This window comes from Amycolatopsis sp. NBC_00345 (genome assembly GCF_036116635.1).
Taxonomy (GTDB): Bacteria; Actinomycetota; Actinomycetes; order Mycobacteriales; family Pseudonocardiaceae; genus Amycolatopsis.
On the sequence record NZ_CP107995.1, the window covers coordinates 1624057 to 1649269 of the forward strand.

At 71.2% G+C, this 25213-nt stretch carries 26 protein-coding genes; 11 read left to right on the forward strand and 15 right to left on the reverse strand.

Going from position 1 to position 25213, the window contains the following annotated elements; translation table 11 throughout:
* Positions 1-15: 15 nt before the first annotated feature.
* The 3 genes from OG943_RS07380 to OG943_RS07390 all read right to left on the reverse strand — a co-directional run bounded on the left by OG943_RS07380 (position 16) and on the right by OG943_RS07390 (position 3611).
* Positions 16-687 (reverse strand): GntR family transcriptional regulator, encoded by a 672-nt coding sequence (locus OG943_RS07380; protein WP_328608934.1) that lies wholly within the window; start codon positions 685-687, stop codon positions 16-18.
* Positions 675-2102, reverse strand: coding sequence for a fumarylacetoacetate hydrolase family protein (locus OG943_RS07385; protein ID WP_328608935.1), 1428 nt, complete (start codon positions 2100-2102; stop codon positions 675-677). Before OG943_RS07385 ends, OG943_RS07380 begins: the two co-directional genes overlap by 13 nt.
* Positions 2103-2174: 72 nt before the next feature.
* Entirely contained in the window at positions 2175-3611 is a 1437-nt protein-coding gene (locus OG943_RS07390; protein WP_328608936.1) for an aldehyde dehydrogenase family protein, read from the reverse strand.
* A gap of 166 nt (positions 3612-3777) precedes the next feature.
* Here OG943_RS07390 and OG943_RS07395 point away from each other — a divergent pair, with 166 nt between their 5' ends.
* The 3 genes from OG943_RS07395 (at position 3778) to OG943_RS48280 (ending at position 5775) form a co-directional block, all read left to right on the forward strand.
* Positions 3778-5223 (forward strand): GMC family oxidoreductase, encoded by a 1446-nt coding sequence (locus OG943_RS07395; RefSeq protein WP_328608937.1) that lies wholly within the window; start codon positions 3778-3780, stop codon positions 5221-5223.
* A gap of 117 nt (positions 5224-5340) precedes the next feature.
* On the forward strand, positions 5341-5481 hold the full coding sequence (locus OG943_RS07400; protein WP_328608938.1) for a hypothetical protein: 141 nt from the start codon (positions 5341-5343) through the stop codon (positions 5479-5481).
* Between the two features lie 99 nt (positions 5482-5580).
* Complete coding sequence (locus tag OG943_RS48280) at positions 5581-5775, forward strand: alpha/beta hydrolase fold domain-containing protein (RefSeq protein WP_442874694.1); 195 nt, start codon at positions 5581-5583, stop codon at positions 5773-5775.
* A 12-nt stretch (positions 5776-5787) separates the two neighbouring features.
* On the opposite strand, the gene OG943_RS07410 is transcribed toward OG943_RS48280, so the two are convergent.
* Positions 5788-6276: a nuclear transport factor 2 family protein gene (locus OG943_RS07410; RefSeq protein WP_328608940.1), complete on the reverse strand. Its 489-nt coding sequence runs from the start codon at positions 6274-6276 to the stop codon at positions 5788-5790.
* 160 nt (positions 6277-6436) lie between these two features.
* Between OG943_RS07410 and OG943_RS07415 the strand changes: the two genes are divergently transcribed.
* Together OG943_RS07415 and OG943_RS07420 are read left to right on the forward strand one after the other, a co-directional pair.
* The gene (locus OG943_RS07415) at positions 6437-7090 is read left to right on the forward strand and encodes a TetR/AcrR family transcriptional regulator (protein WP_328608941.1); all 654 of its coding nucleotides are present in this window, start codon (positions 6437-6439) and stop codon (positions 7088-7090) included.
* Positions 7087-7260, forward strand: coding sequence for a hypothetical protein (locus tag OG943_RS07420; RefSeq protein ID WP_328608942.1), 174 nt, complete (start codon positions 7087-7089; stop codon positions 7258-7260). The genes OG943_RS07415 and OG943_RS07420 overlap by 4 nt, the downstream gene beginning before the upstream one ends.
* Before the next feature lie 48 nt (positions 7261-7308).
* Here the strand turns inward: OG943_RS07420 and OG943_RS07425 are convergent, their stop codons facing one another.
* Genes OG943_RS07425 through OG943_RS07435 form a run of 3 tightly spaced genes read right to left on the reverse strand, consistent with a single transcriptional unit; the run spans position 7309 to position 11583 of the window.
* Positions 7309-8919: an amidohydrolase gene (locus tag OG943_RS07425; RefSeq protein ID WP_328608943.1), complete on the reverse strand. Its 1611-nt coding sequence runs from the start codon at positions 8917-8919 to the stop codon at positions 7309-7311.
* Complete coding sequence (locus OG943_RS07430; protein WP_328608944.1) at positions 8916-9695, reverse strand: molybdenum cofactor biosynthesis F family protein; 780 nt, start codon at positions 9693-9695, stop codon at positions 8916-8918. Before OG943_RS07430 ends, OG943_RS07425 begins: the two co-directional genes overlap by 4 nt.
* A 7-nt stretch (positions 9696-9702) precedes the next feature.
* Positions 9703-11583 carry a primary-amine oxidase gene (locus tag OG943_RS07435; RefSeq protein WP_328608945.1) on the reverse strand — a complete coding sequence of 627 codons (1881 nt, stop codon included), beginning with the start codon at positions 11581-11583 and terminating at the stop codon, positions 9703-9705.
* A gap of 114 nt (positions 11584-11697) precedes the next feature.
* Between OG943_RS07435 and OG943_RS07440 the strand changes: the two genes are divergently transcribed.
* Both OG943_RS07440 and OG943_RS07445 read left to right on the forward strand, forming a co-directional pair.
* Positions 11698-12414 carry an SDR family NAD(P)-dependent oxidoreductase gene (locus tag OG943_RS07440; RefSeq protein WP_328608946.1) on the forward strand — a complete coding sequence of 239 codons (717 nt, stop codon included), beginning with the start codon at positions 11698-11700 and terminating at the stop codon, positions 12412-12414.
* Between the two features lie 22 nt (positions 12415-12436).
* Complete coding sequence (locus tag OG943_RS07445) at positions 12437-13237, forward strand: SDR family NAD(P)-dependent oxidoreductase (protein ID WP_328608947.1); 801 nt, start codon at positions 12437-12439, stop codon at positions 13235-13237.
* Between the two features lie 30 nt (positions 13238-13267).
* Here OG943_RS07445 and OG943_RS07450 read toward each other — a convergent pair whose 3' ends face one another.
* Entirely contained in the window at positions 13268-13588 is a 321-nt protein-coding gene (locus OG943_RS07450) for an EthD domain-containing protein (RefSeq protein ID WP_328608948.1), read from the reverse strand.
* A gap of 91 nt (positions 13589-13679) precedes the next feature.
* Here OG943_RS07450 and OG943_RS07455 point away from each other — a divergent pair, with 91 nt between their 5' ends.
* Positions 13680-14276 (forward strand): TetR/AcrR family transcriptional regulator, encoded by a 597-nt coding sequence (locus OG943_RS07455; protein ID WP_328608949.1) that lies wholly within the window; start codon positions 13680-13682, stop codon positions 14274-14276.
* 190 nt (positions 14277-14466) lie between these two features.
* Positions 14467-15693, forward strand: a complete 1227-nt coding sequence (locus OG943_RS07460; protein WP_328608950.1) for an epoxide hydrolase family protein — start codon at positions 14467-14469, stop codon at positions 15691-15693.
* Between the two features lie 17 nt (positions 15694-15710).
* On the opposite strand, the gene OG943_RS07465 is transcribed toward OG943_RS07460, so the two are convergent.
* A complete protein-coding gene (locus OG943_RS07465) occupies positions 15711-15920 on the reverse strand; it encodes a hypothetical protein (RefSeq protein WP_328608951.1) in 210 nt (69 codons plus the stop codon).
* A 178-nt stretch (positions 15921-16098) separates the two neighbouring features.
* Positions 16099-18480: a helix-turn-helix domain-containing protein gene (locus tag OG943_RS07470; protein ID WP_328608952.1), complete on the reverse strand. Its 2382-nt coding sequence runs from the start codon at positions 18478-18480 to the stop codon at positions 16099-16101.
* 387 nt (positions 18481-18867) lie between these two features.
* Between OG943_RS07470 and OG943_RS07475 the strand changes: the two genes are divergently transcribed.
* On the forward strand, positions 18868-19743 hold the full coding sequence (locus tag OG943_RS07475; protein ID WP_328608953.1) for a hypothetical protein: 876 nt from the start codon (positions 18868-18870) through the stop codon (positions 19741-19743).
* A gap of 36 nt (positions 19744-19779) precedes the next feature.
* On the forward strand, positions 19780-19953 hold the full coding sequence (locus OG943_RS07480) for a protein kinase domain-containing protein (RefSeq protein WP_328612026.1): 174 nt from the start codon (positions 19780-19782) through the stop codon (positions 19951-19953).
* A gap of 316 nt (positions 19954-20269) precedes the next feature.
* On the opposite strand, the gene OG943_RS07485 is transcribed toward OG943_RS07480, so the two are convergent.
* From OG943_RS07485 to OG943_RS07505, 5 genes are all read right to left on the reverse strand, one after another.
* Positions 20270-20962, reverse strand: a complete 693-nt coding sequence (locus OG943_RS07485) for an ABC transporter ATP-binding protein (protein ID WP_328608954.1) — start codon at positions 20960-20962, stop codon at positions 20270-20272.
* On the reverse strand, positions 20959-22677 hold the full coding sequence (locus OG943_RS07490) for a branched-chain amino acid ABC transporter ATP-binding protein/permease (RefSeq protein WP_328608955.1): 1719 nt from the start codon (positions 22675-22677) through the stop codon (positions 20959-20961). The genes OG943_RS07485 and OG943_RS07490 overlap by 4 nt, the downstream gene beginning before the upstream one ends.
* The gene (locus tag OG943_RS07495; protein WP_328608956.1) at positions 22664-23524 is read right to left on the reverse strand and encodes a branched-chain amino acid ABC transporter permease; all 861 of its coding nucleotides are present in this window, start codon (positions 23522-23524) and stop codon (positions 22664-22666) included. The genes OG943_RS07490 and OG943_RS07495 overlap by 14 nt, the downstream gene beginning before the upstream one ends.
* Positions 23525-23624: 100 nt before the next feature.
* Entirely contained in the window at positions 23625-24812 is a 1188-nt protein-coding gene (locus OG943_RS07500) for an ABC transporter substrate-binding protein (protein WP_328608957.1), read from the reverse strand.
* Complete coding sequence (locus tag OG943_RS07505; protein WP_328608958.1) at positions 24809-25201, reverse strand: nuclear transport factor 2 family protein; 393 nt, start codon at positions 25199-25201, stop codon at positions 24809-24811. The genes OG943_RS07500 and OG943_RS07505 overlap by 4 nt, the downstream gene beginning before the upstream one ends.
* Positions 25202-25213 lie beyond the last annotated feature (12 nt).

Genomic DNA, 25213 nt, shown 5'->3' on the forward strand with positions numbered 1-25213 from the left:
CAGGGTCTTTCTGGGTCAGGAATGGCGGCCGGCCTGGTAGGCGAGGAACGCCTCCAGCGTCGCCAGCCGGTGCTCGCGCACGGCCCGCTCGATCTCGGCGGCGGGGGCGCCATCGCCGAGCAGGGCGAGGATCCGGTCGTGCTCGGCCACCGACTCGTGGGCGCGGCCGGGCACGAAGCTGAACGTCGAGGTCCGCAGCGCGCTCAGCCGGTTCCAGCCGCGCTGGACCAGGTCGAGCACCTGCGGGTTGGGGCACGGGCCGAAGAGCACGGTGTGGAAGTCCCGGTTGAGCGCGGTGAAGCGCGCCGGCTCGAAGTGCCCGAGGCAGTCCGCCAGCCGCGCGTTCAGCGCACGGGCCTCGTCGAGCGCTCCCGGCGGCAGCAGCGGCGCGGCCAGCGCGGCCGCGTAGCCCTCGACCAGCGCGAGGGTCTGCATGGTGTGCTGGTACTCGCTTTCGTCGACCATCGCGACATGCGCGCCGACATTGCGCTCGAACGTCACCAGCCCTTCGGCTTCGAGCAGCCGGACCGCCTCGCGCACCGGCACGACGCTGACGCCGAGTTCCTGGGCGAGCTGGCCGAGCACGAGCCGGTAGCCGGGGGAGAAGGTGCCGTCGGCGATGCGGGCCTTGATCCACTCGTAGGCGATCCGCGACTTGCTCATCGCGGCGCCGTTCACCGCTGCCATTCGGCGTACCTCCCGCTCCAGTGCTCGTTCATCGGGTACAGCCCCTCGACGCGCTCGCCCGCGGCGACCTGCTCGGCGATGAACGTTTCCTGCCGCTCCTGCTCGACCGCCGCGTCGACGACCTCTTCGACCAGCTGAGGCGGGATGACCAGCACGCCGTCGGCGTCGCCCACGATGACGTCGCCGGGGCAGACGGCCGCGCCACCGCAGGCGATTGCGACGTCGGCCTCCCACGGCACGTGCCGCCGTCCGAGCACCGCCGGGTGCGGGCCGGCGTGGTAGGCGGGAATGTCCAAAGCGGACACTGCCGTGACGTCGCGGACGCCGCCGTCGGTGACGATCCCGGCCGCGCCGCGCACCTGCGCGCGCAACGCGAGGATGTCGCCGACGGTGCCGGTGCCGCGTTCCCCGCGTGCCTCCATGACGAGGACGTCACCGGGGCCGAGGGCGTCGACCGCGCGCTTCTGCGCGTTGTACCCGCCACCGTGGGTGCGGAACAGGTCCTCGCGGTACGGCAGGTACCGCAGGGTCCGCGCGCGGCCGGTCAGCCGGGTGCCGGGCTTGGTGCTGGTCAGCCCGTCGATCGAGACGGCGTTGTACCCGCGCTTGCGCAGCTGGGAGGAAAGCGTTGCGGTGCCGACGGATTCGATCCGTTCCCGCAGATCGCCGGTGAGTACGAACCCGGGCTCGGACGTCCCGTGGGCGTCCGCCCGCTGCTGCTCGTCGACGCGGGGGAGCGCGCCGTACGGTCCAAACGGGACAGTCCCGCCGGCGATCGGCGTGACCAGGCGGCCGGTTTTCAGTCCGGCGGTCTGCTGGGTGGTGCTGACCTCGACCTCCACGACGTCACCGGGGCCGGCCACCGAGGCGCCGGCCGGGGTTCCGGTGAGCACGACGTCGCCGGGTTCGAGGGTGATCAGCTGGGAGAGGTCGGCGACCAGCCGGCCGAAGCCGAACAGCAGGTCCGCGGTGGTGTCGTCCTGGACCAGCTCGCCGTTGAGCCAGGTCCGCAGGCGCAGCGCGGCCGGGTCGAGGCCCGCGGCGGGCAGGACCGCCGGGCCGAGCGGGGTGAAGCCGTCGCCGCCCTTCGAGCGCAGGTTGCTGCCCTTGTCGGCGTAACGCAGGTCGTATACGCCGAAGTCGTTGGCGGCCGTGACGCCGGAGACGTGCGACCAGCCGTCTTCCGGGCGGACGCGGCGCGCGGCCCGGCCGATGACCAGCGCGATCTCGCCTTCGAAGCCGAGCAGCTCGGTGCCCGCCGGGCGTTCGAGCACGTCGCCGCTCGCCGCGACCGACGTCGGCGGCTTGAGGAAGTACGACGGCTGGTCCGGGACCCGGCCGCGTTGCGCGGCGCGGGAGCGGTAGTTGAGGTGCAGCGCGATGATCTTGCCGGGGCGCTGCGGAGGGCTGGTCATCCGTGGTTCCTGCCTGCCGGGGGCTCAAAATATCCCAAATAATATACGATCTGGGGTGTGGCGGGACCCCGTTCAGTAGCCGTAGTGCAGCCACACGGACTTGGTCTCGGTGTAGGCGTCGAGCGCCCACGGGCCCATCTCGCGGCCCCAGCCGGACGCCTTGTAACCGCCCCAAGGAGCGGCCATGTCCGGGATCGGCGGCATGTTGACGAACACCGCGCCGGCCCGGATCCCGTCGGCGTAGCGCTGGGCGGTGCGGATGTCGCGGGTCCAGATCGTCGCGGCCAGGCCGTATTCGGTGTCGTTGGCGCGGCCGAGCAGCTCGTCGCCGTCGTCGTAGGCGGTGACGGCCAGCACCGGCCCGAAGATCTCCTCACGCATGATCGCCATCCCGTCGGTGACGCCGGCGAACAGCGTCGGCCGGTAGAAGTAGCCGTCCCCGTCGACCGGGTTGCCGCCGGTCACCAGGTCGGCGCCTTGCTCGCGTCCGGTGGAGACCAGGAAGTCGACGTGGTCGCGGTGCTTGGCCGACACCAGCGGCCCGAGCTGGGTGCTCTCGTCGGTGCCGGGGCCGAGCCGCAGCCCTTCGAGGCCGCGGGCGAGCTTGTCGACGAACTCCTGCTCGCGCTTGCGGTCGACGTAGAAACGGGTGTAGGCCGCGCAGACCTGGCCGGTGTTGAGTGTCGCCCCGGCGAGGTTGCCCGCCACGGCGGCGTCGATGTCGGCGTCGGCCGCGATGATGCTGGGCGCCTTGCCGCCGAGTTCCAGGGTGAGCCGCTTGAGGTTGGACGTCGCGCTCGCCGCCGTGATCAGCCGCCCGACCGCCGTCGAGCCGGTGTAGGACAGGTGGTCGACGCCCGGGTGCTCGCTGAGCATCGCGCCGACCGCGCCGTCGCCGGTGACCAGGTTGACCACCCCCGGCGGGATCCCGGCCTCGTGGGCCAGCTCGACCAGGCGGATGCTGGTCAGCGGGGTGACCTCGCTCGGCTTGATCACCACGGTGTTGCCGGTGGCCAGCGCGGGCGCGAGCTTCCAGGCGAGGATCATCAGCGGGAAGTTCCACGGCGTGATCAGCGCGTTCACCCCGACCGGCTCGCGGCGGGTGTAGTGCAGGGTGTCGGGGAACGACACCGGGTTCGTGGTGCCCTGCAGCTTCGTCACCCAGCCCGCGAAGTAACGCAGGTGCTCGGCCGTGCCGGTCACGCTCACCTGCCGGGACACGCCGATCGGCTGGCCCTGGTCGAGGGTCTCCAGCCGGGCCAGCTCCTCGTGGTGCTCGTCGATGAGGCCGGCCAGGCGGAACAGCAGCGCGGCGCGGCGGACCGGCGTCAGCCCGGCCCACTCCGGCGCGGTCAGCGCGCGCCGGGCGGCCGCGACCGCCGCGTCGACGTCGGCCTGCGACGCGGTGCCGACCTCGTCCAGCACGCGGCCGGTGGCCGGGTCGCGCGTCGGGAGGGCGCCGCCGCCGGCCTCGGTCCACTGTCCGTCGATGCACAGGCGTGTCGCCATCCCGGGTTCCTCCTGCGCGGTCTGGTGAAGACTGTCTGGTGAAAGCCTTCTGGTGCACCGAGTATCGGGCGCCGGAGGGTCGCGGGTCTTGTCCGCTCCCGCATGCCGGTTGACTGACGGCGAAGGAAAACGCCGCGCCGGCCGGGGCGCGGGCCAGGCTGGGCGCATGGACGTGATCGTGGTCGGGGCCGGTTCGGCCGGTTCGGTGCTCGCCCGGCGGCTGGTGGACGCGGGCGCGGCGGTGACGCTGCTCGAAGCGGGCGGCGAGGACGTCAACCCCGCGATCCACGACCCGTCGCGGGCCGGGGAGCTGTGGCACGGCCCCGAGGACTGGGACTACTACACCGTTCCGCAGAAGCACGCGGCGAACCGGCGGCTGCACCTGCCGCGGGGCAAGGTCCTCGGCGGCTCACACGCGCTGAACGCGATGGTCTGGGTCCGCGGCGCGCCCGCCGACTACGACGGCTGGGGCCAGCCCGGCTGGGCCTGGGACGACGTCCGCCCGGTGTTCGAGCGGATCGAGAAGGACCTCCTGCCGGTGGTCCCGAACGAGCCGCTGCACCCGGTCCAGCAGTCTATTGTGGACGCGGCGAGGCAGGTGGGGCTGCCGTTCAACCCGGACTACAACGGCTCGGCCCTCGGCGGCGTCTCGGTCCAGCAGATCACCGCCCGCGACGGCCGCCGGTCCACCACTTGGTCGGCGTACGCGCTCCCGGTGGCCGGCCGGATGACTGTCCACACGGGAGCGACGGTGCACCGGCTGCGCTGCGAGGGCACCCGCGTCACCGGCGTGGTGGCCGAGATCGGCGGCTCGCTGCGCTCGTTGCCCGCCGACCTGGTGGTGCTCGCGGCAGGCGCGCTGGCGTCGCCCGCCATCCTGCTGCGCAGCGGCATCGGCCCGGCGGACGAGCTGGCGGCGCACGGCATCGCGGTCGCCGCCGACCTGCCCGGGGTGGGCCGGAACCTGCACGATCACCTCCTCGCGCCGGTGCTGTTCGCGACGGACCGCCGCGAGGTGACCCGGCCCGGACCGGGCCAGTCGGTGACGCAGACGCACCTGTTCTGGCGCAGCCGCGAGGGCCTGGCCGTGCCTGACACGCAGCCGATCTGTTTCAGCGTGCCGATGTACGAGCCGTGGATGACCGGGCCGCCGACCGGGTTCTCCCTGATGGCGGGCATGGTTTCGCCGGAGAGCCGCGGCAGCGTGCGCCTGTCCGGGCCGTCGCCGGACGACGAGCTGCTGATCGACCTGGCCGCGCTGGCCGAGCCCGCGGACTTCGAAAGCCTGGTGGCGTCGGTCGAGCAGTGCCGCGAGATCGGCCGCGCCCCGGCGCTGGCGGGGGAGTGGGGCGCGCGGCCGCTGTACCCGTCGCTTGGTGACGACGTCCGCGAGTACGTCCGGCGCGCGGCGATCACCTACCACCACCAGGTCGGCACCTGCCGGATGGGCCGTGACGAGCTGTCGGTGGTGGGCCCGGACCTGGCGGTGCACGGCCTGGACGGGCTGCGGATCGCGGACGCCTCGGTGCTGCCGCGGGTGACCACGGGCAATACGAACGCCCCGGCGGTGCTGGTGGGCGAGCAGGCCGCGCGGTTCATCCTCGGCGGGTGACGCTCTGCGCCCCGAGGCGGACGTGCGGGGCTGGCTCGCCGACGCGGGCTGGCGGCCGGTGGACCGGCTGACCCTGCCCGGTTCGCCGCGGGTCCTGGTCGCGGAAGCGGTGTGAGCATGATGTTCGACCCCGCGGTCCGGGAACTGCTCGCCCGCAGCCCCGAAGCGCCGGCCCGGCCGTTGACGGCGGTGGAGTTGCGTCCGCCTTCGCCACGTCGCGGCCACAACCTGGTGCGGTGGCACCGGTCGCGTCCGTGACCGAACACCGGGTGCCCGGTCCGGGTGGTGACCTCCGGGCCCGGCTGTGCTTACCGGACGCGCCGGGCCCGGTGCCGGTGTTCACCTGGATCCACGGCGGTGGCTGGACGATCGGCTCGATCGACGAGAACGAGGTCGCTTCACGGGTGGTGTGCGCCGCGGCGGATCGCGGTGGGCGGCGAGAGTGCCGGCGGCAATCTGTCCACTGTGGTCTCGATGATGGCGCGGGATCGTGGTGGGCCGCCGATCGCGGCGCAGGTGCCGATCTGCCCGGTCGTCACCGCGGTCGCATGAGGAGGTGGCTGCCTACTCGCGGGGGATCTTCGCCTGACTGGGCCCCCTCGCGACGTCGGCGAGCAGGTTGGCGTTGCCGGTCTGATGGACCGGGGTCAGCTTCGCGGCGACAAGCCGCCAGCCGTCGTCGGTGCGGCGCAGGCGGTGCTCACCCCGTCCGTAGAGCACCCAAGTGTTGACGCCGGGGTCATCGCCGAGAGCCGGGTGGTGGTGCAACGCCTGCTCGTAGAAGGCGACGACGGCCTCGTCGCCGTCAACGGTGATCACTTCATTGCTGATCATGTGCTGGGTGAGGTGCACGGGGCCGAGTAACTCGCGGGCGGAGCGAAGCATGTCGTCGGCGGCGACGCTGCCGGCGCTGTCGTCGTTGACTCCGCCGAAATCGACCTCGACGCGGTCGGCGTGCAGGCGCCGGTAGGTGTCCCAGTCTCGGGCGTCGGCCGAGGAGAAGTAGGCGTGGACGATGTTGAGCACGTCGTGCGCGGCATTCGGCTGGTTCATCGGTACTCCGATCCGGAAATCTGTTTCCGGTTGCACTATACTGGCAGGCGGAAAGAAGTTTCCGGTTGATGTCGTCGACGTCACCGGTGCGAAGGGAACTGACACTGAGCATCGAACGAGCGAACCCGGGGGCCGGCCAGTGACCGCCGAGCCGACCGGCGTGACCCGAGGGTCCCGGCGGCTGCGCGCCGACGCCGAGGCCAATCTCGACCGTGTCCTGCGCGCGGCCGAGGACGTGTTCTCCGAGCACGGCATCGAAGCCAGCATCGAACTCGTCGCCCAGCGTGCCGGTGTCGGCCTCGGCACGATCTACCGCCGTTTCGCGAACAAGGACGCGCTGATCGCGGACCTGGTCAACCGGCTGCTCGCCGACGTCGTCGCCGTGGGCGAGCGTCATCTGTCCGACCCGGACGGCACCGGCATGGTCAACTACCTGGTCGAGGTTTCCGGCCTGCTGGCCACCAGCCGCGGCGCCGTCGCGCGGTTGTGGAGCGACCCGTCCAGCAAGGAGCTGGTCGCACGCTCGCGCCGGGTCCAGCAGCAACTCGTCGACGAGGCCCAACGCCACGGCGTGGCCCGCGCGGACCTGGCCGGTGAGGACCTGGCTGTCGCGCTGTGGGCGATCCACGGCATCCTCGACGTCACCCGCGGCCTGCCCGTCAACGCCTGGCGCCGTCACCTGGACTTCGTCGTGGCCGGCCTCACCGGCCAGCCGATCACCGCACCGTATCCGGCCCTGAGCGCCAGGAGGATGACGCAGGTCATCCGGTCCAGCCCGTCGGCCCGCCTGGACAACCGCCCGGGGTCCCGGTGACGACGTCGCCGTCCTCGCGGCCCTCGGCCAGGTACCTGTCCCGCATCCGCTGGTCCGAAAGCGACATCTGCCAGAAGACCAGCAGCACCCGGCCGGCCGTGATGCGCTCGGCGTCTATCGGCATCGAGGACACGCACAGCTCGCGCATCATGTTCAGCGCGCGCTCGTAGGTGGCCTCGATGGCTTCCTTGCTGGGGAAGTACAGCTTGAGGGCACGGTCAGTGCCGGAACACGCGCCGCCCCGCGAACCAGGTCTCCGTGACCTGTGTGCCGGCCACGTCGGCGGTCCGGAACGGGTCCCGGTCGAGCACCGCGAAGTCGGCCGAACGGCCTGGGGCCAGTGTCCCGGTGACGTCGTCGAGGCCGCACGCGCGGGCCCCGCCGAGGGTGAACGCCTCGATCGCCTCGGCCAGGGTGATCGCCTGTTCCGGCCATAGCGCACCCGGCCGCCGGCCGTACGGGTCCTGGCGCGTGACCAGGCCCGCGATGCCCTCCCAGGCGTTCGGCGACTCGCTGACCGGCCAGTCCGAACCGCCGGCGAGCAGCGCGCCGCTGTCCAGCAGCGCGCGGTTCGGCTGCATCCGCGCGGCCCGCTCCGGCGGCAGCACCCCGGCGATGGCCTCCGGGATGACGCCGGGCACCCACAGGAACGGCGAGATGTCCGCGGCGACGTCGAGCGCGGCGAAGCGCGCCAGGTCGTCCGGGTGCACGAACTGGCCGTGCGCCACCTGGAATCGTGCCGCCGTGTGCCCCTCGGCGCGCAGCTTCTCGACGGCGTCGAGCAGCAACCGGACCGACGCGTCGCCGGTGCAGTGGACCTTGGCCGAGAACCCGGCCGTCGCCGCCGTGCGCAGCCAGTCCGTCAGCTCCTCACCGGACATCGTTGTGGCGCCGTGGAAATCGTGGCCGTGGACCGCGTCGGGCCGGTACGGCTCGAGGAACGCGGCCGTGCGCGTCGGCGGGACCCCGTCGAGGAAGATCTTCACGAAGTCGGGCCGGTGGTGCTCGGTGCGATAGCGCCCGGCCAGCTCCAGCAGCGGCGCGCCGACCGGGTCGAACCCGAAGATCGGGTCGTTCACCAGCAGCGACGACACCGCCCAGGCGTCGAGTTCGCCCGCGTCGTCCAGGGATTTCAGCGCGCCGAGGATGTCGGTGGAGACCCCCGCGTCCTGGAACGCGGTGACGCCGTGGGCGTGCAGGATCTCGATCGCCCGCCGCGAGGCCCGGCGATGCTGGTCCTCGGTGAGCCCGCCGGTCACCCGCTCGACGAGCACGCCCGCGGCTTCGAGCAGCAGGCCGCTGGGCTCGCCGCCGTCCCGGACGATCACCCCACCCGGCGGATCCGGCGTCGCCGCGGTGATCCCGGCCAGCTCCAAAGCCCGGCTGCTCACCCAACGGTTGTGATGGCTGTCGTCGGTCAGCGCGACCGGGCGCCCGCCCGCGGCTTTGTCGAGTGCGCGGCGCGCCGAAGCGGTCGACAGCTTCGCCACGAGGGTGGACGGCCAGGCACCGCCGGTCAGCCACTCGTCCGGGCCGAGCTCGCCGGCCCGTGCGCGGACGGCGGCGAGGATGCCGTCGAAGCCCGCGTCCGCGCCCAAGGAGAGTTCGAACAGCTCCGCGCGCCCGGCCATGGCATGGTGGTTGTGCACGTCCACCAGCCCGGGCAGGACAAACGCCCCGTCCAGGTCGAGCACCTCGGTCTTCGGCCCGCGCTCGACGTCTTCGAGGGCGAGGATCTTCCCGTCGGCGACGGCGATCGAGGACGCCCACGGCCGCGCGTTGTCCACTGTGTACACCACGGCGTTGGTGATGACCAGGTCGGCGCTCACGACTGCGCCGGGTCCAGGCCGTCGGGGTGCACGGTGGTGCTCAGCAGCCGCCCGTGCGCGCCGAAGGTGAAGTGCGTCGGCTGCTCCCCGGTGGCGTCGAGTCCGAAGAGGACACCGTGGGAGCGCAGGTGGCGCGCGTCGCGGTGGTCGGCGATCGTCACCGATGCGCACGGGATCACCTTCTCCCGCCAGGTGAAGACGTGGATGCCGGGCCGGACCAGGTAGACGGTGTTCTCGTCGGTGTCGGCCAGCCCGCGCTCGGGCCCGGCCAGGCACTGCCAGGTGTACCAGTGCGGGCTCAGGTAAACGTGCTCGTAAGCGTGCTCTGCGCTGTACACCCACACGACCCGGCGCCCGATCAGCGCGGTGCTCGGCGCCATCGGCTCACCACGGGCCTCGACGCCGTCGAGGGTCGCGGGCCGGAACTCCTGGGTGACGCGCGGCGTGCCGTCGTCACCGATCCGCGTGGTGACGACCAGCGCGCGGCCGTCGCGCACGTCGAGGACCAGCGAGACGGCTTCGCGCGGGTTCGCCGCCGGGTGGAACTGGACGTAGTAGAGACCGTCGTCGACGAGGAACGTTTCGCATGGGTCTTCGGTGCCGTCCCACTCGACGCGGGTGCCGGTGAACCGGGCCGTGTGGTCCGGCCCGTTCCCGTCGTCGTGCAGCACGAAAACGCCGCCGTGCAGATCGCCGACCACGGGGGCCTTGTTCGCGTCGAACCCCGGGGCCAGCCCGTCGAGCGGGAGCCAGGTGGAGGTGTCGGAGAGGGTCATCGCTTCCTCAGTGTTCGCAGGTGGGTTCGCAGGTGGGTCCGGCGCCGGACGGCAGGTCGAGGGCGGGGTTGCGGTCGCAGAATCCGTACGGCCGCAACAGGAATCCGGACTTGTCGACCGGCATCACCGGCCAGTCCTCGGGCCGCGGCACGTGGGTCGGGCCGAACACGTGCCACAGCACGAGGTCGGTGTCGGTCAGGTCGCGGTTCGCGGCGGTCCAGGCGGGCAGGCCCGCGCCACCGGGATGGGCGCCGGGCCGCTCGCCCGCGGGGAACCGCTCGTCTTCGCGGTAGGGCGTCGCCCACAGGTGCTGCGTCGCGAAGGTGGCCCGAGCGTGTACGGACGCTTCGGGCTGGGCCATCAGCGTCGCCGACGGGCGCGGCACGAGCTGGTACGCCGTCGGCTTGCCGAGCCGGTTGGTGCGTTCGGAACTGCGGATCTCCCAGACGCGGGCGCGGGCGGGGTCGGCCCGGCGCCTGGCGTCGTGCTCGGTCCGCAACGGCGTGCTGCGCCAGGTGAACGCGTTGCCGTACGGGTTATCCGGGCCGGTCGGCACACCGGCGACGTCGACCTCGTGCAGGCTGGTGCGCTCGCCGTCGACCTCGACGTCGAGCCGGGCGCAGAACAGGTGCTGGTGCACCGGCGCGAAGAGCCCGGGCGCGATTTCGCTGGCGTGCGGCTGTTCCCGTCCGGGCGTCCCGGCGCCGCAGAAGACGATGCCGGTGGCCTTCGCCTCGAACTCGATCGTGCCGTCCAGGTAGAAGTACCAGTAATGGCCGTAGTCGTAGTTGCCGATGGTGGACAGCGACGAGACGACCAGCCGCCGCGAGCGGCGCACCTCGGGGTTCCCGTCGAGACCGGTGTGCTTCCAGAGGATCCCGTCGTCCTCCTCGTGCAGGCAGACCGCCCGCGGGATCTCCACCGGCTCGCCGTGGTCGTCGGCGACCCAGGCCGGGAAGTAGTGGATGACGCCCAGGCAGTCGCAGCCCAGCCGGAGGTTGTTGCCGTTCTTGCCGAACTGATACTCGCCCGCGTCGAAGTAGCTGATCCAGAACCGGCCGGGCGCGACGTCGCCGTACGGGACGACCATCTCGGGGACCGACGCCCGGTACAGGACCGGCCGGTCCTGGAAGCTCACCTGGTGCAGGGTCAAGCCTTCCCGGGTGTTGAAGCCGACGCGCAGCCGCCAGCCCTCCCAGCCGACCTCGGCGCCGTCGACGGTGAAGCTCGGCCCCTCGGGCTGGGTGATCTCGATCGGCTTCAGCGAAGTCCGCGCGGGCTCGCCGGTGTAACGGCCGTGCTCGGGCGGGACCGGGACGTCACCCTCGTCCTCGACGCGCAGCACCTGCCGCGTGGTCAGGTCGAGGTGCACGACGAGGCCCTCGACCGGGTGCGCCCACGGGCTGTCGCCGTTGTCCTCGCGCAGGAAGGTCAGGGTGCGGATCACGCGGCCGGTCTCGTCGGGGCGCCCGAAGTGACCGGGCGCCAGCGGCGCGCAGAAGGCGTGCTCGACGCGGTCGGCGAGGCCGCGCCGTTCCATCGCGGCCTGCCACCGCGTGGACTCCTTGGTGAGCTTCTCGGCGAGCTCGTACTCCTCGAACAGGTACGACGGCTGCCCTTCGGCCTCCGCCCAGTCGTCCCACGACACCAGCTCGTGGCCGGTCACCGAGACGACGGCCTCACCGGCGCGCCCGGTGGCGGTGTCCAGCAGCGTGTAGCGGATGCGCCGGTCGGGCGTGCCAGTGCGGACGTCCGCTTTCGCCGGTTCGACCGGCAGCACCTGCGGGAACCGGATCGGGCCGCCGGCCAGGCCGGCTTCGGCGAGGACCGCGCGCCCGGCGGACAGTTCGGCGGCGGTCAGCGGGTCGAGGGGGTGCGGTTCGCTCACCCTGGGCAGTCTCGCTTGCCCGCCGCGGCCCGTGGAACCGCCCGTGCGGTCGCGGTCAACAACGGTGCGCTCGCGGCCAACCGCGCGGCGGGCGCCCGCGGTCAGGATGGGCGCATGCGAACGGATCTCGCCGGCCGGGCCGTGCTGGTCACCGGGGCGGCGTCGGGCATCGGGCTGGCGTGCGCGCGGGCGTTCCTCACCGAGGGCGCGCGCGTCGGGCTGGTCGACCGGGAGCCCCCGCCGGTGCTCGAAGGCGACGTCGTCGCGGTCCGCGCGGACGTGACCGACGAGCCCGGGCTGGCCGCCGCGGTCGACGCCGTGGCCCGGCAGTTCGGCGGGCTCGACGTCGTGGTCGGCTGCGCCGGGGTCTCCGGCCCGGTCGGCAAGCCGCTGGCCGGGACCACGGCCGCCGAGGTGGCCGCGGTGCTCGCGGTCAACGTCACCGGGCAGTTCCTGCTGGTCAAGCACGCGCTGCCGTGGCTGGCCGAGGGCGGCGCGGTGGTGCTGCTGGGCAGTGACTCGGCGTTCACGGCCGCCCCGGGCATGGCGCCGTACTGTGCGTCCAAGGGCGCGGTGGTGGCGCTGACCCGGGCGCTGGCGGTCGAGCTGCCGGGGGTGCGGGTCAACTGCGTGTGCCCGTCGGTGGTGGACACGCCGATGGCGCGCGCGGACCTCGGCGCGGTGCTCGATTCGCCCGCGTTCCCGGTGCAGTCGGCCGACGACGTCGCCCGGCAGGTGCTGTTCCTCGCGTCCCCGGCTTCGCGGCCGGTCAACGGCCAGGCCCTGCTCGCCGACTTCGGGATGTCCGGCCGTTCGGCGTTTCCCGCTTAGTTTTTCCAGGAGAGGATCCACAGTGGACACAACCAGCCCGGTCGTCGCGATCACCGGCGGTGGCACCGGAATCGGCGCCGCCGTCGCCCGCCGCTACGCGAGCGACGGCGCCCAGGTGGTCGTGCTGGGGCGGCGGCGCGAGCCACTGGAGAAGGTGGCCGCGGAGACCGGCGCGCACGTCATCACCGCCGACGCGAGTTCCCGCGAGGACGCGGAGAACGCCGTCGCCGAGATCATCACCCGGTTCGGCCGGCTCGACGTCGTCGTCGCCAACGCGGGCGGCCACGGGCTTTCGTCGGTGACCGACACCGGTGACGAGGAATGGGAACTCGCGCTGCGGTCGAACCTGTCGAGCGCGTTCGTGTTCTGCCGGACCGCGCTGCCGTCGCTGGTCGAGACGGGCGGGCAGGTCGTGGTGGTGTCGTCGCTGGCCGGGCTGTTCGCCGGGCCGAACGTGGCCGGCTACACCGTGGCCAAGCACGCGCTGATCGGCCTGACCCGCTCGATCGCCCGCGACTACGGCCCACGCGGCGTGCGCGCGAACGCGGTCTGCCCCGGCTGGGTCCGCACCCCGATGGCCGACGCGGAAATGGACCAGTTCGCCGCGGCGGCGGGCTTCACCGGCGGCCACGACGAGGGCTACCGCCGCGTGACGGCCGAGGTCCCGCTGCGCCGCCCGGCCGAGCCCGCGGAGATCGCGTCGATCGTCCGGTTCCTGGGCTCGGCCGAGTCCTCGTACATCACCGGCGCGGTCCTGGTCGCCGACGGCGGCGCCCACGCGGTGGACCTGCCGACGCTGGCGTTCGAACGCGCCGGCCTGTGACGCTCCGGGGGCGTGACGTACTTCCCCTGGCTAGACCAGCTGCACCCGGCGGTCCAGGACGGCCGAATGGATGCCGACGGACGTTTCCCGCAGGTAGGCCGTCCGCAGTTCGTGCGCCTTCCGGTACTCCTCGGTCGCGAGGGCTTCGCGCATCTTCTCCTCCGACTCGAAGCCGATCCGCACGATGGCGTCGATCGGCTCCTCCTGCCCGTCGGTCACGAGGTCCGTCAGGTAGTACTGCACGTACTCCTTGACCTGGGGGAGGGCCACATAGGTCGGCCCGTACTCCCGTTCCATGAAACGGCGGAAGTCCTCGGTGGAGACCTCGGGGCGCTTCCGGATCACCGTCATCAGTCGCAGCATGCCGCTACCGCCTTCCTGAACACGCCTTCCTGAACACCTGTTCATTGCACGCTATCATGAACAGGTGTTCAATGGCTCGGTGACCAAAGTGGACAACCGGGACCTGCGCGCCGAGCTGGTGGCCGCCGCGATCGCCATGCTGGCGGAACCCCAGGCGGTGGCCGTTCCGTCGCTGCGCTCGATCGCCCGGACCTGCGGGGTGGCCCCTTCGGCCGTGTACTGGCATTTTCCCTCCGAGGCGGACCTGCGCTCGGCGGTGCTCGACGCCGAATACGGCTCGCTGGTCGACGCGGTGGAGTCGGCCCTCGACGCCGCGGGCGAAGCCGACGACCAGCTGGTCGTCGCCGGTGACGCCTACATCGCCTGGGGCGCGGCCCACCCGGGTGCGTACCAGCTCTTGTTCGAGAGCGCCGACGCGCTGCCGGAGACCAGGGCCACGCACGGCCCCAGGCTCCAGGCGCGCATCGTGGAACTCGCCCGGCTCGTCGACCCGGCCGCGCCCTTCGCCGCCGCGCTCCTGCTGTGGTCGGCCTGGCACGGCGTCGTTTCCCTGCGGCTCCACAAAAGCGAATGGGACTGGGGGATGACCGCGCAGCAGGCCAACCGTCGGCTGATCCAAGCGTTACGAGCACCAGGGGGCGCCAACGAGGGGCCAGGCCCTCGATCGTCGAGTTAGATCGAAGATCGATATGGTTTCGGCATGGCTGTCGGTGCTGCACACCCTGTCGCGGATCGTGCCCCGGCGTCATGCCGATCGGGTGGAGCAGCTGCGCGGTCTCATCGATCGGCTGCCGGCTGCTGAGCGTCGCGGGGGTACTCGACCAGATCGTCCAGCTCGCGCAGGAATCCGAGGAGAGGAGCGGGAAGTGAGCGCATTGTCTCCCCAGCCGATCGCCGTCGAGGAGCGGGTTCTCGAGGATCTGCGGTCGCGGCTGCGGGCCACGAACTGGCCGGAAGACGCCGGGAACGAGGACGGGCGGTACGGCGTTCCCAGTGCCTTGCTCCAGGACTTGGTGCGGTACTGGGCCGAGGAGTACGACTGGCGAGCCGCCGAGCGGGCGATGAATGCCTACGAGCACTATTTCGTCGATGTGTCCGGCACGCGCGTCCACTTCATGCGCAAGCCGGGCGTCGGGCCCGATCCGACGCCGTTGATCCTCAGCCATGGCTGGCCGTGGACGTTCTGGCACTGGTCGAAGGTGATCGACCGGCTCGCCGACCCGGCCGCGTTCGGCGGTGACCCGGCGGACGCTTTCGAGGTGATCGTCCCGTCATTGCCGGGCTTCGGGTACTCGACGCCCACCCGGCCGGACATGAACTTCTGGAAGATCGCGGACGTCTGGCACGAACTGATGACCCGGACGCTCGGCCATGCCCGGTACGCCGCGGCGGGTTGTGACGTCGGTGCCCTCATCACGGGACAGCTCGGGCACAAGTACGCCGACGAGCTGTACGGCATCCACATCGGCTCGGCCCTGAAACTCGACCTGTTCACCGGCGACCGGGCCTGGGATTTCTCCGGCGGCAGGCCGATTCCGCCTGGGCTACCCGATGACCAGCGGGAGCGACTGGTCGAACTCGACCGGCGGTTCGCGGTGCACCTCGCCGCGCACCTGCTCGCGCCGAGCACACTCGGGTACGGACTGGCCGACTCCCCGGCCGGCATGCTGGCCTGGATTCTCGAACGATGGATGAAGTGGTCGGACAACGGCGGAGACATCTACAGCGTGTTCACCCGCGACGACCTCCTCACCCACGCGACGATCTACTGGACCGGCAACGCCATCGCCAGCTCGATCCGCACCTACGCCAACAACAACCGATACCCTTGGGCCCCCTCCCACGACCGGACGCCGATCATCGAGGCCCCGACCGGCATCACGTTCGTCGATTACGAGAACCCGCCGGGCGTCACCGGTTCCGAAGCGCGCGTCGAATCGTTCCTGGCCGGCGACCGTGCGGCTTGGTACAACCACGTCAACATCGCGGCCCATCCCAGGGGCGGCCACTTCATCCCGTGGGAGATCCCGGAACTGTGGACTGCTGACCTGGTCCGGACCTTCAGGTCGCGGCTTGGGCCGCCACCGGCGTGAACACCGCACATCGAATCTCACACGCCGTCCGGCAGCTTGCCGAACCTCGCCAGGAGCGCGCGGGCGTTGCGATCGGCTTGGGTGCCAGGCTTGAAGTCCGTGGCCAGACCGGTCTTCGGCAAGTCGGGGTCACTGCTGTTCAGGTGGACCCGCTTGGTGCCGGCGTCGTACCAGATGTCGACGGTGAGCCGTACGTACTTCCGACCGTCAGGTGAGGGCGTTGCCATAGCGTGGTTCCTCCTTGGGGCAGGACGTCACCTCGCAGTCGGCCGCCGGCGGCCCGCTGTTACCGGCAGAGACCGGCTTGTGTCCCCCAGCGCGGCCCTTCAGCCGCTGACCACCTTCGCCGCTCTGGAATCCACTGCACGGCCAGTGGTTTCCCCTCATGCTTTGCACAGCTGCTCTTCACCTCTGGTCCGGCCTCGGCTGGATGGTCCGCGGGCCGGTCTCGGCGAGGTGCCGCTGGAGCCGATCGTGCCGGAATTCCCAGACGGGGCCGGATTGGCGTAGCACTCCGCGCTGGTACGCGTCTTCGAGGAAAACGAGCAGCCGCCAGGGCAGTCGTCCGGTGAGGGGGAGCCACAGGCGGGCCAGGATCGCCCATTGGCCCCAGGCGGTGAGGGTGACGGCGTAGGCGAGCGCGCCGAAGAACCAGTTCAAGATGCCGGCGCCGAGGGCGTTTGCCGGGCGGGTGAAGGATATTCCGTCGGTCAGCCGGGGGGCGACGTCGTGGATCACGGTGTAGAAGACGTCTCCCGTCGCGTAGGTGCCCAGCCCCACGACGAGCCCGAAGATGAGCCCGCCCAGCAGCATCTGGGTGAGTACCGCGTCGCGGTTGGTCTTGACCGAGTCGACCGGGCTCGCCGCCGAGTCGGCGTCGGCGGGTGACTCGAACCAGGACACCAGTCCGATGGCCGCGGCCGCCGCGATACTGAACATGCCGCCGAACATGGCGCCGAGTTCGGCCGCGGCCGACAAGGTGCTGACCATCGTGCTGTGCAGGGTCACGGCGCCCAGAGCGCCCACGGCCCCGCCGAACACGAGACCGCCGATGAACGCGGTGACGACCCTGGTGCGCACCTGCGCCAGCGGGATCGCGCCCGGGGGCAGGCCCCGTCCGATCCGGACGCGGATGCGCGACGGGACCGGCGTGATCACCCGGAAGTGGTGCACGAGGCCGTAAGCCAGCCCGAGCACTGGCCCGGCCACCGACGCGTTGAGGAACCCGTTGACGAACTGGAGCCGCAGCGTGTCCGCGAATGCCCCGCCGTAGATGACCATGGACAGGGGAGCGCCGATGACGACGTAAACCAGCGTGATGGTGAACAGGGAGACGAGCCCGACGACGATGGCGCGCGACCAGATGGGCAGTGCGGTGCCGAGCCCCCACCACGCGATGCCGGACTCCTGCCGGGTGATCCCGTGCCGCGCGAGGTAGTTGAGCCACCGCAGGACCTGGTCCAGATGCCAGTCCTGGTCGCGCCCGTTCGCCTCCGCCGATGACCGGTCCCCGTACAGGGCCGGCACGTAGCTGCCGAGCAGATGATCCTCGACGGCGGCGGCGGTGGGGAACCGATCGGTGTCAAGGAGATCGGCCGGATCTCGCCCCGGGGTGTCGCTGTAGATCGATCGGGCCAGGGAGACCATCAGCGGGGTGCTCAGCGCGGAGTTGACGTTCCGGGCACCAGGCCCTGGGGTGTCGGCTGTCAATTCGGCGACCACCGGATGCCACCGGGTCTCGGCAACGGCGCCGGGGGCCGTGCCGGGGTTGCCGCGCGTCGCACGCGGCAGGTAGTGGGCCAGATCGGCTGGGGTCAGGGTGCCGAGCCGGACCACAGCGGCGGCGGTCAGCACATCGGTGACGGTGACGGCGTCCTCGTATTCCGCGGGACGGCTCGTCAACACCACAGGGAGCGCGGCCCGGTTGAGCGCCTGCAGCGCCGGTCCCCGCAGGCCCTTGGCGATCTCGTCGAATCCGTCGAGAACGGGCAGGATCATGTCGGTCTCGACGAGCGCGGCGGACAGGGTCAGCCCGCCGGACGTGGTCCTGGCGAGGCCGGGGTGGTCGCGGATCAGCAGCCCGCTGAGCCAGTCGCGAAACCGGCTTCGGGTGGGATCCCACGAAGCGACGCTGACGGTCACCGGAACCGGTTGCGCCTGCTCGCGTTCCCTGAGCAGGTCCAGCGTCAACCGCGTGGCCAGCATCGTCTTCCCGGAACCGCCGTCGCCGAGCACCACCAGCCGGCCGGACGGCACCCGCCGGTAGATCTCGGCGATCTGGCCGAACCCGCCGACGAGGTCGACGTCGGCGGCGGGTTCGCCGTCCGGCTGGGCGTGGATGTTGCCGGCGTGATCGCTGAGCACCCCGGAGACGTGCGTCCAGCGGACCGGCAGCGGGAACGGGTCGTGCATCTGCTGATGTTCATACGCGCGCCGCAAACGGATCCCGACACCCATCGCGAGTTCCTCGGCAGCCAGCGCCAGGTGATCCGATTGCCGCGGTCGCCGGGGCACGATCGGTTCCGCCGGACTGGCTGCGACCTCGCCGCTGGAGTCCTCTTTTTCCGGACCGGCGGCAAGGGCGAAGAACTCCTTCTGCTCGTTCGCCGACAATGCCAGCGCGTCCGCGAGCAGTTTCACGGTGGCCGTCTGCGGATTTGTGCGTTCACCGCGTTCGAAACCACGAATCGTGCGCACACTGACCCCCGAGCGGCCGGCCAGGTCTTCCTGGGTCATCGCGGCGCGGCCCCGAAGCTCGCGCAACACCTCCTGGAACGTGCTCGCCACGATCGCGCCCTCCTGTTGGTGTCCCGCTCCCCGCGTGGACCTTATCGGCAGCACCGGCAACCTATGGCCGGGGACGTTGCCGGTTCACGGCATTGAGCTGCGCACGGCCGGCCGACAGGCTGGCCGCATCAACGAAACGCGAGGTCAAGGAGGTTGCGACATGAAATGCCGCAGGATCGGATGCAACCGGCCGCTGCTGACCTGTCGCGCGTGTAAGGGAAGCGGCGGCGTGATCACCACCTGCTCCGCGTGCGCCGGCAAAGGAATGGTGTGCCCGCACCACGGCAAGCACGGCACCTGAGTGCCGGGCCACCACAGATCTGAAACGATCTCGCGTTCGCCGGAGTGAAAGTGATCGTTCATCGCATTTTTCGGGGAGGGGAAGTAATGGACGTGGTGATACTGGCGGGCCAGGCGATCGAGGTGGCCGCGGACCAGATGGCGGGTGCCGCTGCCGGAGCGGCGAGCGGGCCGGACGACGAGGCGGTTGCCGGCCTACGCCGGGTGGTGACGCAGCGCCTCCGTCAGACCGGCTTGGGTGCCGCTGTCCTCACAGGCTTGGAGGAGCAGCCGCGTGACCCGGGAAGGCGCGGCATGGCCGCGTCGGCTCTGGCGGAGTCGGCGGCCTCCGACGAGGCCTTTCGGGCCGAGCTGTACTGGGCAGTGCACGCCGTGTTCGGCGCCCGCGGACCCGCAGGGCAAGCTGCGACCGGCCAGCAGGCGAACGTCAGCGCCGGGGGAAATCTGGCGATGTCGCGCAGCGATATCGCCGCCGGGAACATCGACAAGTCCCGACGCACTCGTATCAGCACGGGTGGCTGGATCGTGGCCGGTTTGCTCGCGATCGGAGCCGGCACGACGGGAGTCGTGGTCGCAGCGAGCGGTCCGACGGATCCCGCGAAGATTGGGACCGAGCGCAATGAAGATGGCGTCCGGGCGGCTGTGACAGCTTATATGGAAGCATTTTCCGCCAAGGACGGCCCACGCACCTGCGCTTTCGTGAGACAAAGCAAGAGGGATGTGAGCTACGTCGACGGGTGCGCCGAATACCTGGCAAGTCACGTATTCGCCACCATTTCCGCCGATCGGCTCGAGCTGGTGAAAAAAATCAGTATCGGAAAAGTCGAGATCAGTCCGAATTCTGACAGTGCCGAGGTGTACTTCATGGTGGGTTCCGAGAGTGGAGGTGATCCTCTCTGGGTTGAATACGAGAGCGGCAGATGGTTCGTCGACGTCAACATCGACCGGTTGGGCAGTTCGTAGGCCGGCGCGGCCGCCGGTTCGCAGCAAGGTGAACGGCTGGAGCGCACAGCCAGGGAAGCTCGTAAAGGCAGGCTGGAGCCGTTGCCTGCCGACCTGGTCCGGAAGATCGCGCTGGCGATGCTGCGCGCGCTCATCGAGGCGCACGACGCGGGCCTGGTGCACCGTGACGTCAAGCCGGGCAACATCATGCTCTCCGCCGACGACGGGTAGACGTCTTCAATCATCGCCTACGACGAGTTCCGGGCGCCGCGGAACTCACCCCGCTGGTCACCCGGCTGCTGGAGATAGACCCGGAACGACGTCCGACCGCCCACCAGGCGCTGGCCCTGGCTACTGCGCCACAACCTCACGGTCGTGATCGGCCTCCTCGTCTGGCACTCCGTAAAGCAGGAGCAACGGATTCGGTAACGGGCCCGGATGCGAGCTGCAACTCCAGAACGATGACATCTTCATTCAGGTCGATCTCAGCGGCGGGACTTCTTGACAAGCGGCTAAGCCAATTCCCGTAGACGCCGGCAAAGTCGAGTCATGTCCCCAAATAAGCGGCATGCAGCGTGCCAGCCAAGTCCAGCAGCGTCTGCGCGTCGCCCGCATACGTGACGCGGCCGGAAGAGACCACCAGTGCCTCCTGGGCGACGCCGAGCGCGAGGTGCGTGAACTGCTCCACCAGCAGGATCGCCGCCCCCTCGGCCGCGAACCGGCTGACCACCGGCAGCAGGCGGGTGAAGACGACCGGCGCGAGGCCCAGCGACATCTCGTCGATGAGCAGGAACGCGGGGCGCGCGGCGAACGCGCGGGCCAGCACCACCATCTGCTGCTCGCCGCCGGACAGCAGGGCGGCGGGGGAGTCGCGCCGTTTGGCCAGTTCGGGGAACAGCTCCAGCACCTCGTCGAGGCGGGCCGGGGTGCGGGCGGTCAGGCGGAGGTTCTCCAGCACCGTCAGCCCGGGGAACACCGCCCGGCCCTGCTCGATGTGCGCCAGCCCGAGCCGCGCCCGCGCCACCCGCGAGTGCCGCGTGACGTTCACCCCGCCGAGGTGCACGCTGCCCGCGGACGGCGCGACCACTCCCGACACGGCTTCCAGCAGGCTGGTCTTCCCGGCCCCGTTCGGCCCGACCAGCGCCGTGATGCGGCCCGGTTCGAGGACGAGGTCGACGTCCCGGATCACCGGGCCTGCCCCGCGCCGCACGGTCAGGCCGGTCACCCGCAGCGCGTTCACAGCAGCTCCGTTTCGCCCATGTACGCCTTCAGCACGGCCGGGTCGGCCAGCACCTCGGCCTGCGGACCGCTGGCCAGCACCGCCCCGAAATCGAGCACGGTCAGGCGGTCGCACACCGAGCGCACGAGGTCGAGGTCGTGCTCGATGAGCAGCACCGACACCCCGAACCGCGCCGGCACCTGCCGCAGCCGCCGCCCGAACGCGACGTGCTCCTCGTGCGGCAGGCCGGCCGCCGGCTCGTCGAGCAGCAGCACCCGCGGCCGGGCCAGCAGGTGGCCCACGACCTCGACGAGCCGCCGCGCCCCGGCGTCCACTCGCGACAGTGGCGTCCGGGCCGGTGGGCAGCCGAAGTACTCGAGTGCTTCGGCCACTTCAGACCCGGTGAGCCGGCGCCGGGCGACGAACCGGACGTACGCGCCGACCGTCAGGCCGGGCGGGACGCGGTCCTGCTGGAACGTCCGCCGCAGCCCGGCTCGGGACCGCCGGGTGGGGGAGCCGGTCAGCGGACGCCCGCCGAGGGTGACCGTGCCCGTGGCCCGGGGCAGGAACCCGCTGATCACGTCGACCAATGTGGACTTGCCGGCCCCGTTCGGCCCGATCACGCCCAGTATCCCGTGTTCCGGCACGCAGATGTCCACATCGGACAGTGCGTGGACGTGACCGAAGCTCACGCTCAGCCCGCGCACCTCCAGTACCGGGTCGCCGGGCGGCAGCGGCTCGACGTCGGCGAGGTCCGGGGTGAGGCCGGGGCCGGCCGGGACGCGGGAGCGGCGGCGGTACCAGAGGTTCCGCCAGGCTGTGCCGAGGTTGCCGCGCCCGGCCAGCGCCTGCACGCCCAGCACGCCGAACACCACGAACCCCCAGTCCTGTGGCACGCCCCAGCGCTTCAGCAGCTCCGGCACCGCCACCCAGAGCAGCGCGCCGAACACCGCCATGTCGATCAGGTGCGCGCCGGACATGATCGCCAGCACGTACAGCGCGAGCGACTGGATCGCGGTGAAGCTCGCCGGGAACGCCAGCCCGACCTGCCCGGTGAGCAGCCCGCCGCTGATCCCGCCGAGCGCGGCGCTGACCGCGAACGCCGTCAGCTTGGACGTCCGCACCCCGGCGCCGACCGCGGCGGTGCCCCGCTCGGAGAAGGCCACCAGCTGCCAGCTGCTGCCCCAGCGGCCGCGGCGCAGGAAGTGCACCACCAGCCCGCAGGCGACCAGCACCAGCACCGCGAACAGGAAGTACGAGCGGTCGTCGGAGAACGCGTCCGGCCGCTCGACCGCCAAGCCCGCGGTCGCGCCGGGGAACTGGATCTGCACCAGCGTCAGGTCGGCGGCCGCGGCGAGCCCGAGGGTGACCACGGCCAGGGTGATGCCGCGCAGCCGTAACGCGGGCAGCCCGACGAGCACTCCGGCGGCCGCCGCGGCCAGCCCGCCCAGCAGCAGCCAGACGACGAACCCGCCGGGCACGCCCGCGACGTTGCACGCCGACACGACAAACGCGCCGACCGCGCCGAAAGTCAGCTGGCACAGCGAGATCATCCCCGCCGTGCCGGTCACCACGCCGAGGCCGAGCAGGGCGATCGCCGCGACCACGGCGCTCAGGCCGAGATAGACGAAGTACCCGGCCAGCCCCACGCTCAGCGCGTAGCCGATCGTGACGGCGGCCGCGGCGACGGCCAACGGCAGCCCGAACCGGCCGAGCGGGCTTTCAGCGAGCCGCATCCCACACCTCCTTGCGCTGTGTCCACAGCAGCAGCGCCACGATGACCAGGAACGGGAGGAAGTACCGCAGCACCGACAGCCGGTCGGACTGGGCGACCGCGCCCTGGGCCATGCCCAGCACCAGCCCGCCCGCGACGGCGAGGTCGAGCCGCCGGAACCCGCCGAGCAGCGCGGCCGCGGCCGCCGGGACCACCAGCATGGCCAGCGACGTCGGGTCGTTCGACTGCGACGGCGCGACGATCGACACGGCGAGCGTCGCGATCACCCCGGTGACTGTCCAGACGCCGACCGACAGCGGCCGGGCCGGGATGCCCAGCAGCTCCGCCGTCGTCGGCCGCTCCGACAGCGCCCGCAGCCGGACGCCGAGCGTGGTGCGCGCCAGCACCGCCCGGCAGCCCAGCGCCACCAGCACGGCCAATACGACGGTGACCACGGTGACCTGGCTGACCACTACACCGCCGACGGTGAACGCCGGCCCGGCCAGCAGCGGGTGGAACGGCTGCGGCTTGGTGCCGAACAGGATGAACGCCAGCGAGATGAGCAGCAGGAGCACGGCGACGGTGACCGCCGACCGCGTCCCGGTGTCCGCCTCGGCGAGCCAGGTCGACACGATCCAGCCGAGCACCGCGCTCAGCGCGCCCCCGAGCACGATCCCGGCCACGGTGGCCAGCCACTCGGGGAGTCCTAAGTGGATCGAGAGGAACACGGCGACGTAGCAGCCGAACATCCCGGTGGCGGACTGCGCGAAGTTGACCACCCGCACCAGCCGCGACATCAGGGTCAGGCACACCGCGAGCACCGCGTAGAGCCCGCCGGCGGCCAGGCCGGCCAGAGCACCCTGCAGCATCGACGTCCTCCTGTTCTGACGTGCCCTGAAGGCCACCTTGAGGGCATATACGACCCTGAAGGTGGCCTTCAGGGCATCACGGGCAGAGCGGGACTGGGGATCAGGATTGGGGGATCCGCAGCCAGTCCCGCGCGGCCAGCTTCCACTGGTTGCTGCCGGTGGCCAGCTCGATCGGCCAGCCCGCGGTGTTGTCGTGGTGGGCGGCGGCCGGGCCGAACAGGTACGGCGTGCCCGCCATCGGGTCACTGACGGGTTTCATCTCGTGCAGCGCCTTGGTCACCGACTCGCGGGTGACGTCGCCCTTGATTCCCTTGATGACCTGAAGGAAGTACTTCGCCGCCAGATAACCACCCTGGGAGAACGCGGTCAGCGGGATCCGGTTCTTCGTCATCAGCTCGCGCCAGTCTTTCGTCTGTGGGCTGCCGGCGTCGGTGTACGGGTAGAACTCGGCGGGCACGTAGACCCCGGCGCCCGCGTCCGAGACCGCTTTGGCGTAGTTCTCGCTGTACACGCTGGTCAGCAGCAGCCACGTGACGTCGTTCCAGCCCTGGGCCTGCGCGGCCTTGAGCTGGCCGATCGAGTCGGGCTCCACCGGGTTGACCGTGATCGCCTTGCAGCCCGCGGCGCGGGCCTTGACGATCGAGGAGGTGTAGTCCGAGCCGCCGTAGGGCAGGGTCGAGTCGAGGTACTTCAGCTTCTTGCCGGTGATCCTGGTCCACTCGCCGATGGCCGCCTGGTACGCCGGGAGCGTGTTGCCCGCGATCTCCAGCAACGCGCAGATGTCGTTCAGCTTCAGCACTTCCGAGCCGTAGAGCAGGCTCAGCGTCATATCGTGGAACGGCCCGACGTTGGCCGGCGCGATGTTCGGGCTGGAGAAGCACGCCGGGTCGACGCCGATGCCCGGCACCGAAAGGATCTTCTGCTGCTCGTAGTACTTCGTGTTGATCTCGCACTCGATCAGGCTCGACGAGCCGACGAGCGCCACGGCCTCGTCGCCGCCGACCAGTTCACGCGCCGCTGCCGCGGCGGCCGCCGGGTCGCCCTTGTCGTCGATCGCGTGGTACTCGATCTTCCGGCCGTTGACACCGCCGGCGGCGTTGGCCGCGTCGAACACGGCTTTCGCGGCCTGCGACGCCTCCGGGAAGGTGGCTGCGCCGCTGAGCGCGTTGACCGAGCCGACCACGATCGGCCCGTCGGTGCCGGCTCCGGTCCCGGCGCACCCGGCGGTGGCCAGCACCACGGCGAGTGTCAGCGCGGGCAGCGTCTTCCTGGTGAAGGTCTTTCTCATGACTGCTCCAAGGCGGCCACGACGGGCGCGGAGTCGACGATCTGCTCGAAGCTCACGACCACGCCCGCGGCGAACCGCCAGACGTGGGCGACGCGGGCGGTGAAGGACTTGCCGGTGCCGCGGTGGGTGCCGGTGTAGGTGCCGAGGCCGACCACGGTGTCGCCCGCGTCGAGCTGGTCGGCGAGGGTGAAGCGGTAGCCCTCCCAGTCCCGTCCGATCGCTTCGAAGACGTGCTCACGGACTTCGTCGGGGCCGGTATAGGTTCCGGCGTAAGGAAACCCGGCGGCCTCCGTCCACTTCGTACCGGTGCCGATCGGGGCGAGCATGCCGACCAGGTCGCCGCGGTCGCTGGCCGCGTAGTGCGCGCTGATGACGTCCATATTGGACACGGGGGAGGCTCC